Source organism: Prevotella sp. oral taxon 313, assembly GCF_003043935.1.
Classification (GTDB): domain Bacteria; phylum Bacteroidota; class Bacteroidia; order Bacteroidales; family Bacteroidaceae; genus Prevotella; species Prevotella jejuni.
Window position 1 is genome coordinate 3,329,470 of sequence record NZ_PYXE01000001.1, and the last position, 12,947, is coordinate 3,342,416.

The 12,947-nt window shown below is 37.2% G+C and carries 11 protein-coding genes and 2 pseudogenes; 5 read left to right on the forward strand and 8 right to left on the reverse strand.

Going from position 1 to position 12,947, the window contains the following annotated elements; genetic code table 11:
* The first annotated feature begins 29 nt into the window (after window positions 1-29).
* The 4 genes from AXF23_RS13035 (at window position 30) to AXF23_RS13050 (ending at window position 4,174) form a co-directional block, all read left to right on the forward strand.
* On the forward strand, window positions 30-896 hold the full coding sequence (locus AXF23_RS13035) for a patatin-like phospholipase family protein (RefSeq protein ID WP_089365864.1): 867 nt from the start codon (window positions 30-32) through the stop codon (window positions 894-896).
* Between the two features lie 221 nt (window positions 897-1,117).
* Complete coding sequence (locus tag AXF23_RS13040) at window positions 1,118-1,756, forward strand: DUF4827 domain-containing protein (protein WP_009012046.1); 639 nt, start codon at window positions 1,118-1,120, stop codon at window positions 1,754-1,756.
* An 89-nt stretch (window positions 1,757-1,845) separates the two neighbouring features.
* Entirely contained in the window at window positions 1,846-3,237 is a 1,392-nt protein-coding gene (gene glmM, locus AXF23_RS13045) for a phosphoglucosamine mutase (RefSeq protein WP_107625596.1), read from the forward strand.
* A gap of 316 nt (window positions 3,238-3,553) precedes the next feature.
* Window positions 3,554-4,174 (forward strand): Type 1 glutamine amidotransferase-like domain-containing protein, encoded by a 621-nt coding sequence (locus AXF23_RS13050; protein WP_009012044.1) that lies wholly within the window; start codon window positions 3,554-3,556, stop codon window positions 4,172-4,174.
* A gap of 357 nt (window positions 4,175-4,531) precedes the next feature.
* Here the strand turns inward: AXF23_RS13050 and AXF23_RS13055 are convergent, their stop codons facing one another.
* Together AXF23_RS13055 and AXF23_RS16140 are read right to left on the reverse strand one after the other, a co-directional pair.
* Window positions 4,532-6,610, reverse strand: a complete 2,079-nt coding sequence (locus AXF23_RS13055) for an outer membrane beta-barrel family protein (RefSeq protein ID WP_107625597.1) — start codon at window positions 6,608-6,610, stop codon at window positions 4,532-4,534.
* Window positions 6,607-6,753: a hypothetical protein gene (locus tag AXF23_RS16140; protein ID WP_199222198.1), complete on the reverse strand. Its 147-nt coding sequence runs from the start codon at window positions 6,751-6,753 to the stop codon at window positions 6,607-6,609. Before AXF23_RS16140 ends, AXF23_RS13055 begins: the two co-directional genes overlap by 4 nt.
* A gap of 190 nt (window positions 6,754-6,943) precedes the next feature.
* Between AXF23_RS16140 and AXF23_RS13060 the strand changes: the two genes are divergently transcribed.
* Entirely contained in the window at window positions 6,944-7,699 is a 756-nt protein-coding gene (locus AXF23_RS13060; protein ID WP_107625598.1) for a helix-turn-helix domain-containing protein, read from the forward strand.
* A gap of 9 nt (window positions 7,700-7,708) precedes the next feature.
* Here the strand turns inward: AXF23_RS13060 and AXF23_RS13065 are convergent, their stop codons facing one another.
* The 6 genes and pseudogenes from AXF23_RS13065 to AXF23_RS16380 all read right to left on the reverse strand — a co-directional run bounded on the left by AXF23_RS13065 (window position 7,709) and on the right by AXF23_RS16380 (window position 12,834).
* The gene (locus AXF23_RS13065) at window positions 7,709-8,458 is read right to left on the reverse strand and encodes a ThiF family adenylyltransferase (protein WP_107625599.1); all 750 of its coding nucleotides are present in this window, start codon (window positions 8,456-8,458) and stop codon (window positions 7,709-7,711) included.
* Between the two features lie 132 nt (window positions 8,459-8,590).
* Window positions 8,591-8,879 (reverse strand): annotated as a pseudogene (locus AXF23_RS13070) (helix-turn-helix domain-containing protein).
* A 36-nt stretch (window positions 8,880-8,915) separates the two neighbouring features.
* Window positions 8,916-9,151, reverse strand: a pseudogene (locus AXF23_RS13075) (transposase); the annotation flags it as partial.
* A 158-nt stretch (window positions 9,152-9,309) separates the two neighbouring features.
* A complete protein-coding gene (locus tag AXF23_RS13080; protein ID WP_107625600.1) occupies window positions 9,310-11,616 on the reverse strand; it encodes a TonB-dependent receptor in 2,307 nt (768 codons plus the stop codon).
* A gap of 302 nt (window positions 11,617-11,918) precedes the next feature.
* Window positions 11,919-12,140, reverse strand: a complete 222-nt coding sequence (locus tag AXF23_RS13085) for a hypothetical protein (protein WP_233251310.1) — start codon at window positions 12,138-12,140, stop codon at window positions 11,919-11,921.
* Window positions 12,141-12,600: 460 nt separating this feature from the next.
* Window positions 12,601-12,834 (reverse strand): IS66 family transposase, encoded by a 234-nt coding sequence (locus AXF23_RS16380; protein ID WP_233251311.1) that lies wholly within the window; start codon window positions 12,832-12,834, stop codon window positions 12,601-12,603.
* Window positions 12,835-12,947 lie beyond the last annotated feature (113 nt).

Consider the following 12,947-nt stretch of genomic DNA (forward strand, 5'->3'; position numbering starts at 1 on the left):
ACTTTGCAGTTGTTTTTTAACGAGATTTTATGCAAATAGATAGGAATACAGGCTTAGTGTTAGAAGGGGGAGGCATGCGTGGCGTCTTTACCTCTGGTGTGTTGGATGCTTTTATGAAGTATAAGCTCTACTTTCATTACACCGTTGCTGTCTCTGCAGGGGCGTGTAACGGCTTGTCGTATGCCAGTCGTCAGCCACGTCGTGCACGCATCTCTAACATTGATATGCTTGCCAAATATGATTACATAGGATTGCGTTATCTCGTTACGCAGGGATGTATCTTTGATCCTGAATTACTCTACCACCGTTTCCCTTATGAGATTATTCCATTTGATTATGAGGAATATTTCCGTAATTGTAAGAATGGTGATGTATTTGAAATGGTGGTCACAAACTGTCAGACTGGTTTTGCTGAGTATCTTACGGAGGCATCAGGAGACAAACAGAGACTCAATGAGTTAGCACGAGCATCTTCAAGTCTTCCTTATGTAAGTAAGATGGTTACGATAGATGGTAAGGATTTGTTAGATGGTGGGATTGTTGACTCTATTCCTGTTCTCCGTTCTATAGAAACAGGACACACTACCAATGTCGTTATTAGTACGCGTAATAAGGGTTGGAGAGATACCGGGCGTGACTATAAACAGCCTAAGTTTATCTATCGTAATTACCCACGTCTTCGTGTTGCTCTGAGCCATCGAATAGAAGCATATAACCGTCAGCTCGATTTGGTAGATGAGTTAGAAGAACAAGGGAAGATACTTGTTATTCGTCCAGTGGCACCAGTAGTTGTCGGACGGATGGAGAAAGATGTAGAGAAACTTGAAGCGCTATATGAAGAAGGGTTCCGTTTGGGAGAAGAGTTTGTGAAAGAGAATCTTCCTCAACTACTCTGACATCGGCCCTTTCTGTACAATGAAATAATGATGCTAACCTTACATGATTAAGGTGACCACTTATAAATGATTAAAAAAAGGTAAATACGGTTGTATTCTTTTCGTCATTCTAAAAGGATTAGACAGATATATTGAATAGATTAATATATTTTCTTGTTACATATTTCCCCTTTCTAAATACTTTTCTTATCTTTGCACAATATATTAAAAAGAAAGCATAAATGAAGAAGATAAATTTTCTCCTTGTAGTGTTGGCAGTGGTGCTGGCATTTAGTTCATGTAATAAGTCTGAGACCTATGCAGACCAATTAGAGCGAGAGAACGATGCTATTCACGCATTTATTGTTAAGAAAGGAATAAATGTAATTACTGAAGCGCAATTCACAAAACAAGGGAACACGACAGACACAACAAAGAATCAGTATGTTCTCTTCCCTAATACAGGTGTTTATATGCAGATTGTTGAGAAGGGAACTGGCGAAGTGATTAAAAAAGGAGAGACTGCGACTGTCCTCTGCCGTTTTACTGAACGTAATCTTCTTAGGGACACTGTTCAGTTGTCAAATCAGTATCTTGTCTTTGGACCGAAGGTTGATAAGATGTCTGTAACAAACACAAGTGGTACTTATACAGCCTCCTTCGACCCTTTGTCAAGTGTGATGTATGAGGTTTATCAGAGTACTTCCGTTCCTAATGGTTGGTTGGTTCCAATGCCTTACATCGGTTTGGGCAGATTAGTTAGAGCAGACTCAAAGCTGTCACACGTAAGACTTATTGTTCCTTCACAGCAAGGACAGATTAATGCTTCACAATCTGTTTACCCTTGTTTCTATGACCTTACTTTCCAACGAGGACTTTAATACAATGTGGCGAGGGGGATTAGAAAGACGAGAAAGGACAACAATATAAGAAAACAATAAGGGGAATACCCTTCAAACATATTTTAAGTATGACGCTTATTAAATCTATTTCCGGCATCCGTGGTACTATCGGAGGTCGTGCGGGGGATACACTGAACCCGCTGGATATTGTTAAATTCGTTTCTGCTTACGCAACTTTCATTGCTCGCAAGCACCCAGGAAAGAAATTAAAGATTGTCGTTGGTCGTGATGCACGTATCTCTGGACCAATGGTAAAAAATGTGGTATGCGGTACGCTGATGGGTATTGGCGCTGATGTAGTGAATATCGGACTGGCTACAACACCTACCACAGAGTTGGCTGTACGCATGAGTGGGGCAGATGGTGGTATTATTATCACTGCTTCTCATAATCCACGCCACTGGAACGCTTTAAAACTTCTGAATGAGGAGGGTGAATTCCTTACTGCAGCTGATGGTGCTGAGGTCTTGGATATTGCAGAGCGTGAGGACTTCGTTTATGCAGATGTAGATGGTTTGGGTAGTTATACTGACGATGATTCATTTGATGAGCGCCATATAGAAGAGGTGATGAACCTTGAATTGCTCGACCTTGAGGCTGTTAAGAATCGTAAGTTTCGTGTCGTAGTTGATTCTATCAATTCTGTTGGTGGTATCATTCTACCTAAGCTTCTTGATCGTTTAGGGGTTGAATATAAGTTCTTGAATGGTGAAGCAACAGGCGACTTTGCTCACAATCCAGAGCCAATCGCAGCGAACCTCACAGGTATCATGGACGAGGTTGCCAAGGGTGGTTATGATTTGGGTATCGTTGTTGACCCTGATGTAGACCGTTTGGCATTCATTCAGGAGGATGGTAAGATGTATGGTGAGGAGTACACACTCGTCACAGTGGCAGACTATATCCTCGAGCATGTGAAGGGTAATACTGTTAGCAACCTCTCTTCAACACGTGCTTTGCGTGATGTAACAGAGAAGCATGGCGGTAAGTATTATGCTTCTGCTGTTGGTGAGGTGAATGTTACCACAAAGATGAAGGAAGTAGGTGCCGTTATTGGTGGTGAAGGTAATGGTGGTGTTATCTATCCAGAAAGCCATTATGGTCGTGATGCCCTTGTTGGTATTGCGCTCTTCCTTAGTTCTTTGGCACAGAAGGGACTGAAGGCAAGCGAACTTCGCAAGACTTTCCCAGAGTATTTCATTGCAAAGAATCGTATCGACCTTACTCCTGATACAGATGTAGATGCAATTCTTGCACGTGTGAAAGAACTCTATGGAAAGGAGAAGGATGTACAGGTAACTGATATTGATGGCGTTAAGCTCGACTTCCCTGATGCTTGGGTTCATCTTCGTAAGTCAAACACAGAGCCTATCATTCGTGTTTACAGCGAGGCTAACACCATGGAGGCTGCTGACGCATTAGGCAAAAAGCTGATGCAGGTGGTTTACGATATGCAATAGATAAAACTATTTACAATGAAATAAAAGAAGATGTCTGATTTTTTTCAGGCATCTTCTTTCAATAGACTTATTGTCTGATATTTAAGAATAAAACGATGTAACGAGCTTCTAATTACGCAATCTTTTTTTAGTTTAGAATCTCATAGATAATGTTATTTACTTAAAAAAATATTAGTGTTTTCGTTTTGTTAGATTAGAAGAGGTTGAAATGATGAGTATGCTAATCCCTATTTAAGGCTCTTACCTCTCATCTTTAATTCTTTTATAGTATAAAAAATAGAAAACATGATCTTGTTCCTTAAAGTGCAAAATAACAATGAAAGAAATCTTTTTATGCTCATATTTTGCTGAGGTAGCCGCTCTTTTGCCTCATAGTATCCCTAATTCTTTGCATGGAAAGATAGTAGCATTTATACCAACAGCAAGTATTCATGAAGAATTTAATCAATATGTTGAAGATGGAAGGGAAGCTCTTGTATCTCTCGGATTGACTATAAAAGAATTAGAAATTACACAATGTGAACAGAAAGAGATAAGGGAGGTGCTGAGGAACTGTGACTGTATCTATATCACAGGTGGCAATACTTTCTTTCTTATGCAAGAGTTACGGAGGACAGGGACTGACAGGTTAATTGTTGAACAGGTAGAGGAGGGGAAACTGTATATTGGAGAATCAGCAGGTGCTATGGTCTTTGCTCCTAATATAGAGTATGCGAAGAAAATGGATAATCATCTTTCTATGACACCTGGATTTAATGATTTTACAGCACTTGGTATTGTTAACTTCTATCCTGTTGTACATTTTAAAAGTTATCCTTTTGAAGAATCAACACAGACAGTCATACGAGAGAACAGACATCTACTCTTAAAACCAATAACGAACAAACAAGCTATAGTTGTCATTGGCGATACTATCTCCATTCAAAGTAAGCGATAATAGTCGCCATTTATGGATGCTTTGTGGCAAGTACTCTTCCCAGATCTCTTCATTTTCAACTCTTATTCTCTTGCGTCGTATCTCTTTTATTTTTCTTTATTGCTATTCCTCTATAATATATATTCACTACTGTTTGTTTGTACATTGCAATGCGAAATTAATTAATCTTTGGGAGACAGAGGTTTCCCTTTCTTATTTTTATACATTGCTTGTTGATTTTCCTCTCATGGGGGCTTCTGGTCCCCAAATACCTCTGTGTTTTCAGGTATAGATTATCAAGCTACACCAGCACTTGGGATTGCAGTTCTATGTTGAACTTGCAGCATAGAATCAGCTTGCTTAATCCATAAAAATGTTTCATTCCCAGTTATCTTTTGTCTGATGATATTCTTGTATCCCATCTACAGAATTTACTTTTACTTTTTTACCTTTAGAAAAATTCCAAGTAATAGAGAGTCCAACATACTGAGTTGAAGAGGTATTTTGATAGGTAATTTTGCTTGTTCCTATTTGTCTATCAAGTTTACGTCTATTGGCAAGAGGAGTAAAGTCAATAGCAAACTGAAGATTATCATTTAAGAATGATTTATAAATTCTCCCATTAACACTATATACTGTATGATAAGTTCTTTCAAGTGTTTGGTATTTTGGTTCAATGCTTGCATTTAGCATACCTCCCCATCCATTTGTAAATTCAAAGTTATTGTTAAAAGAGAAGTATTCTTTGAAACGGGTCTTGTTATAAAAGGCCGTACCTATTTGTAAATTTTCAGGGGTTATCTCTACACGTCCTGAGAATTTAAAGTTCCACCATTTAGTCGGAGCTTCCATATATTCAGCTCCCGTTCCCCAATAAGATTGTCCTGAAATATTAATGGGTTTTGTATAAAGGATGTTAGAATTTCTTTCATCATTAAAGGTTTGCCAATAGATACGGTTATGCGAGTTAGCATAAATAGCAGTAAGCGTTACCTTGTTTCTAAACATAGAAAAACCAACGATTAGCATATCAGACGACGGTGCCTTCAGATTTGCATTACCTACACTATAGTTATATGCATCTTTCCACGTGATAGCTGAAGATATTGCAGAGTAGGGAATGTCACTCATCATTCGTTTGTAGTTAAGCATCAAACTGTGTTCTTTCCTTTTTCCAAATGGCATCATTATCTGAATAATAGGATTGAAACTCCATTGATTGTTATGTTCATGAATATTGCTGGTCAAATCGCTAAAACCGATATGATTGAGTTGCCAGTTCACACCTGCACTATATCGGAATTTACTAATTTTTCCTTGTGCTACAGCATAAACAATTGGAGTCACACCGGAGGTTTTCGTAGTCTTTGTACTCGTATTAAAACGATTACTTATATTATTCCCAGAAGGACTATACTGTGAAGATAATAATTGGGCAGATGTTCCAAATTTAAATACAAGTGAACGATTACATGGATACAAAATATCAGCCTTAAATTTCCATAAGTTGAGCTGATTCTGTTCCGTAATATTGTTAGTGTTTTCCTCTTCAATATAATATAGCGAATTATTGTTACTATGTCTATTCAAATAGTCGGTGGTTACTTCTATAGAACTTCCTCTTTTATTTAATGGCATGGAGAACTTGATGGTTCCTTCATGCAGATGAATATTCGCTACCTCGCTAATTGAAGTCCATTCGTTGTTGGCAAACGTTTTAGTTGTTGGCGACGGGTTTGAAGAGGCATAAAGATAGCTTCCGCCTATCTGAACTCCAGATTTGAATTCTTGAGTAAGGCTGATTCGATTCCTGAAATTAACAGAGCTGGAAACTAAACTATTAGACATTAATGATTGTATATCTTGTTCTGCCTGCCATTGCTCTGCAGTTTCCTTTATCTTCTTATGTCCGAAATCCATATTATCATATAGGCTAAGATTCTTATAGCGGGCATTAAAAAGTAATCCTACATCCTCATTTCCAAAGCCACAAGATCGAAACCACTCGGAGTTCCCTATAATACTACCATAGAAGCCTCCATTTTTAGGACGGCGTAAAGTTATTATAATGCTTCCTCCACTCAACGCTGCATTATTTTCTGCACCAGCAAGGTATTTTACTTCAACCTTATCAATCCTTTCCCCTGGTATCTTATAAAGTTCAGAAATGTCAGACAGTTTTACACCATCTACATATATTTCACTAACAGATAGTCCATTTATCTTGAATTTGCCTTCTTCAAATGAAATGTTTGGAAGGAAAGAGAGTATAGAGGCTGCAGGTTTACCTTTAACAATGTTCATTCCTTTGAGATTGGTTATGTATCCGTCTGGTTTATTAACTGTCCGAGATGCCATAACAACAACTTCATCAAGGTGCTTTGTTTCTTGCGCTAACCCTGTTGAGCAAAACATCAATAGACAGGGTATAAAACATTTATTTAGATAGTTTTTCATAATTTTGTTGATAAAATCTCTGTAAATGAAGATAAGTGATGGGAGTAATTTTCTCTGACCACAAACTGTGCTATTTCCAACAGACTCGTTTTGTCTGCCATGAAGATAGCGTAGTCCTTAAATGTTGCAATCTGTTTTTCCATAATGCTTTTTGTTTCTTGATTTATATGGCAAAAATACTTCTTATAGAAATATCACCTATTACACTTTTGTGTAATTTGGCATCTCTCTCTTTGTTTTTTACACTTTTGTGTAATCTTTTTGCGGTATTCCACATTAAAAATGTACTTTTGTAGTGAAATATATCAGAGAGTCTTAGCACGTTTAGCATATATGACAGACATAAAAGATTTCTTTATAGCATCGAACACCGTGCGCAACGCACCTGACTATGATTCCAATGTACTCTCTACATTGGTGCAAACCGTAGAGGCTTTTGCTCGTGTTACCTATCAGAGTATTTACTTGATAGACTATTACAGGCAGGAATTTCTTTATGTGTCGGACAACCCATTGTTTCTTTGTGGACATACGGCAAAGGCAGTGAAGGAATTAGGCTACAGCTTTTACTTGGAGCATGTACCGGAGGACGAACAAAAAATGCTTGTTGAGTTAAACTGCAGTGGGTTTAAGTTTTTTGAGACTTTCGATAATGTTGATAAATACCAGTGTTCTATGTCCTATCACTTTCATCTGAAGAGTGGAACAAAAAGTAAGTTGATTAATCACCAGCTTACTCCCATTCTATTGACAGATGAAGGTAAGATATGGATTGGTATGTGTGTCGTATCACTATCTTCACATAAAACAGTGGGACATGTAGAGTTTCACAAAAAGGGTAATCTTAACTATTGGAAATATTCTTTCGAAGGGCATCGGTGGAAAGAATGTGATGGAATATCACTCAAAGAAGAAGAACTTGAAGTGCTACGGTTGTCAGCAGCAGGGCTTACCATGACGGAAATTGCGAACAGAATGTGCCGCTCGTTAGATTCTATCAAAACCTATAAACGCCACGCCTTTGACAAATTAGGCGTGACGAATATCACCGAAGCTATTTCAAGAGCTACCTTAAACAAACTCTTCTGAAAAAATAACTTACGGCAAAAGCGAAGAGAGATAGAATTTAGGAAAATAGTTCACAGGTTTTCCTGTAGCAAGATTGTACATTGCCGTTGTACACAAGCCTGCTGCAATCCATGATGCTATGGACAGTTGCGGAGGTGGGAGCATTTCGCTTTCCTTTTTATATTGGGTTACAATTTTGTCTAACCACTCTTTAGGTTGATTCCAAAAAGCCCCGTGTCCGGTTACATATTCAGCTACCTTTAATTCAAATCCCTTTGGCTCTTCAGTCAGTTCAGATAAAGAGTGCCCCCATGGGTCTACAATCGTAACAAAGCCAGCCCAACCAAAGTTGTATGGGTGCAGTACTGGGATTTTTCTTTCCTTGCAAATTTCATCAAAGACGAATGGAGTTTTATCCTTAAAGTCCAATGCATTGATGGCTACATCATGACCATTCAATAATTTCTCAATGTTATCTGGAGTCAAGAACTTTGTATGAAAGTCTATCTGCGCATTTGGATTGATATTTAGCAAACGCTCAGCCAAACATTCTGCTTTATATCTGCCAATGTCATTCTCTGTATAGTTCTGCCTGTTCAGGTTGCTTCGCTCTATCTTGTCTCCATCAACGATGGTGATATGCTCGAAACCCAACCTCAAGGCACATTCTGCCACAATGCTGCCAATACCTGCACCACCAAGGAATATCTTATAATCCTTGATGACGCTTTGTTCTCTTTCGCTCACATAGAGCCTGTTTCTGCTGTATCTTTCTTCCATAACGAAATAGTTATTTTAGGCAAAAGTAGATGTAATAAAGCATATGTACTCTACACAAAAGTGTAATAATCAATCACATTATTGATTATTTTAGATTTTATAACATATTCAGGAGATAACATGTTTGCGTTGCTACTCCTTATAGTTATCCTCCAACAACCTTTCCAAATCCGAAGCCTTATAGAGTATCTTTCCTGCGAATTGCGTATAGGGAGTAATCCTCCTGTCCCGATAGCCCTGCAGGGGCGGGGACTGATATACAGCCTCTCGCACACCTCCTTGCCCGTTAGGAAATGTTCTTCACCAAAGAGCGGCTTGTGTGTCTGTGTACTTCCTTAATTCTCTTGCTTACACTACTGATAGCGGACAGCACCACTTGTATATTGTCCGCTTCCATATTCAAATCTCTTACCAGTTCCATAATCTACTTGTTTATTTTAACGTGAGTTCGACGAATTCAGAACAATGTAAGCTGTGTGTCAATGGTCCTTTGCACATTGATGCACGGCTTCTTTGGGAACAGATAATGGGCAGCAATTGCCCCGAATAAGTTGACGATGATTTTTTTAAGCATCTATGTTTGGAGTATTCCACTTGCACAATGTTCTTAAGTTCATCATTCATCGTTTCTATAATGGCTCTTTTTCTGAGTAAGAGCCTGTCTGAAACACTCATTAAAGCTCCTTTCATGCTTTCGGCGTAATGGACATTTGGTAGGCTGGTCATTCCAGTCTACCAAATGTCTATTACTAGAACCCGAGAGAGTTTTCAGTCTACCAAATGTCCATTATGCCTTAAATTCTATTATCAATCAGCTTCTTTGAGGCATTTATTTTTCATTCTCTAGATAGCTAGAATGTTGGAGAATCTGTATCTCTATTATTCAACCTGCGAGTAAATGATTTATTTTTCCCTGCATTGAAATTATACTCTACCCCTATTGCAAACATCGAATGGTTGTCTTTTATTCTGCGCTCTTCGTTATAGTTTACAAAAGAAGAAGAGTTTGTCTTTGTAATGTATTTCGCATCTTTGCCAATAAAAAATACTGATGCTGAGAATTTCCAATTTTTTACTCTATAGCTTGCTGTAAAATCATTATTATTTTCAGTACTACTCTTAAAGCTTCCGTTGGCAGTGTATACAGGAATTACCAAATGATAATGTGCATTGAAATTCTTATAATTAAAGTCTACATCGAACAGATTGTCTACGGAGAAGATTTTATTAACATCATCCTCATTGTATACTTTCTCCATTTGAGGTACACCAGCCAAAGAGAAAGACAACAAGTCATTTCCAAATGGCTTATACTGGAGCATAATGAATCCCCCATAGCTATTTACATGCTTACAATTTTTATAACCTAATATCAGTTCATTGTTATCGGTATAAAAATATTGATAGATAGCTTTTGACTGATAGGAATATGTTGTCTTCATCATTAAGTCTATATATTTACTATAGTGATTCAGCATAAGCGTTACTCTAGTATCCTGTCCATTCTTTAAATGAGGGTTACCTTTCTTATAAATATCTCTTGTTAGCATGGTAACATTACTACTAAGCATATTTAAAGAAGGAATAATTGGGTTAGAAGTAAATTCAAATCTCAGTGATGTGTTATTCGACACATTATAACCTAATTCTGCCTTAGGGGTAAACATAATCTCTGAATGAGACGCAAGTGGTGAATTAATTCTTAATGTTGTAACTCCCACATTTGCTTTATACATAAGTTTACCTTTACCCCCTACTAATTCTGTATAAAGATAATGTTGTGACTGGTTGGTGGAATATACATCTTGACCTGATAAATTATTCAAGTTGGATCTTGAATGTGAAAATTCTGTACGGTAACCTGTATTCAATTTAATATTTGCAAATCGATGCGAATAATCAATCTCACCGATGATGCTATTCTTTCTATTCTTCAGCCTCATATCATCTACATATGGCACTGCTCCATTTGAAATTTTCTCATCTTCATAGGAAGTGCTATGAGTACCAAAGGTAGCTGCATTAATATTTACAGATAAATTATTTTTATCATTAAACTGCCTATCAAAGTAGAGATCTAAAGAAGGATTAAAGGTATAAATATTATCATGAGAATTACGAATAATACCGTCTTTATGTCCCAGCACTCCATAGACACCATTTTGAATACTTTTACTATGTTCCCAGAGAATATTAGGCTCAAAGGAAATCTGGAAGATAGACTTCATATTTGGGATATAAGCATATTTCACACTAATATCTTGGTTAATATATCCGAATTTTTCCTTTCCAGAAGACTTATCGATATAATTATCCACACCCTTCGTATATTCATACGAACGGCTATTTACCACATTCTTGTAATCACGTAAGCTAAAATCGTAAGAAAGATCAAACTTACTCTTACCTTGTGTGATAGAGAGGTAGACCTCATCATCTGAGAAACCAGTGCTGAATGCATCCCTCGTCTTTAGTCCGAAGCTGTAACCTTTTTCTAATGTTTTTGTAACAACATTTATAACAGAACTAGCTGTAGCATATCGCGCTGGTGGTATATCATAATATTCTATATACTTTATATTACTTGGTTTTAGGGCTTTAAGATCCACTTCAGAAGAACGAATGTTATTGATAAGGATAAAAGGAACTTTTCCATCAACATTCTTTAAAGTTCCTGTTAAGGCATCTTCTCTTATTTCTGGAATATCCTTGACCAAGTCTCTACCCACCTGAGCATGCTTTATTTGCTCACTGGTAAAAGTGATTGATCTATGATCGATATGTTGTATATTTCTATTTGCCGTTACTACTGTCTCCTTTAATTCTACAGCTAATGGTTGTAAAGAATAATTTCTGTTTAAACGAGAGGAGTCTGATAAAGCGATATTTTCTTTTATTGTCTTATACCCCAAATAAGACACGACAATTCTATAAGATTTCGTAGGAACATTATCTAAAGAGAAATTTCCTTCTAAATCCGTTAATGATCCAGAATAGTTCTTTGTTGTATCGGCCTGTAATTGCAAAGTCACATTTGCAAAAGCAATATTTTTACCTGTTTGAGAATCCTTCACATTGCCTTCTATTTTTCTTTGAGCATGTAGCCCCATACTACAAAGGAAAAAGCAAATCAAAGAAAATATTATTTTATAGTTCATAATACTAATCCTATTAAAATTTATTTATCATTCTATACGTCCAATATTACTTGTTGGTTTTAAAAAACGATTTTTAAATTGTCTACTCGTAGTTTTTCGACATCTACCCCTTTTCTTTTCTGTCTGGTCAGAATGCCGTCTTACAGCTTAAGGCATTGCTTTCCTTTATACAGTTTGGTCTGTTTTTATAATCTTGTCGACTTGATTATTTCTATTGCAAATATATTTATATCTCCAAATTATATCGTTACACTTTTGTGTAATTCTGAATTTGTTGCCTGAAATATTACACAAAAGTGTAATCATGCTGCCTTGCAAAGTTCACCATACTTGGAAAAGAAGCCCATAATACCTCTTTTGCTGAAACATACAGGAACGGTCTCCGATGTCAGGTAGTCGATGGACTTTCCGATTTGACGTGTACCAAATCCCAACACCTTCATTACTTTCAATAGTTTGCTGTCAATTTCTGAAATCATATAGCTGTACTTGTCCTCAACTATCGGCTGTATTGCTAATGCCATTAATCGCTTGAACAATGTCAATGTAGATATTCCCGAATCCTTTGCAACGGCAAAGCGTCTGATATGCCAAAAATTATATTTACTTTCCTGGTGAATAGCATTTAGTGGGTTTATTCCATATAATTTTTCGATAGGAAGAGCCTTGTGTTTATCCCAATGAAAACTCCTGATGCAGCCAACTATATTCCCAAAGGCATCCCTTACAATATAGGTATGAGATTTGTGGTTAATTGTTTGTATATTACAATGCAAAATTAATTAATCTTTGGGAGACAGAGGTCTCCCTTTCTTATTTTTATACATTGCTTGTTGATTTTCCTCTCATGGGGGCTTCTCGCCCCAAGGGTCTCTATGTTTTCAGGTATAGATTATTAAGCTACACCAACACTTGGGATTGCAGTTCTATGTTGAACTTGCGTTATTCAGCGCTCACCGATATTATACAGTGCATATCAATTTATCAAACCTTAAATAAGGCTTGAATCGTATTATATGGTGTTTTGTCGTGTTTCTTAGCTGTTTCTACAACCGAATGAAGTTCAAGAAAAGCGTCTGCTCCGAAGTCAGAACGAAATGTGCAGGAGTCCTTCTGTTTTAATTTTAGCTTGCGTATTCCCCGTTCGCTTCCATTATTATCAGATGGTATCATCGGATTTTCAAGGAATTTGAAAATGTAGTCTCTGCATTTGTCCAAACCTTTTCTGAACGTAATAAACTTTTTACCAAGCCGTTCTATATTCTGTTTGAGTAGATTATCCAAACGTTCAATGCATGCCACCTGATAACGGCAGTCATCCGTTCTAAGCT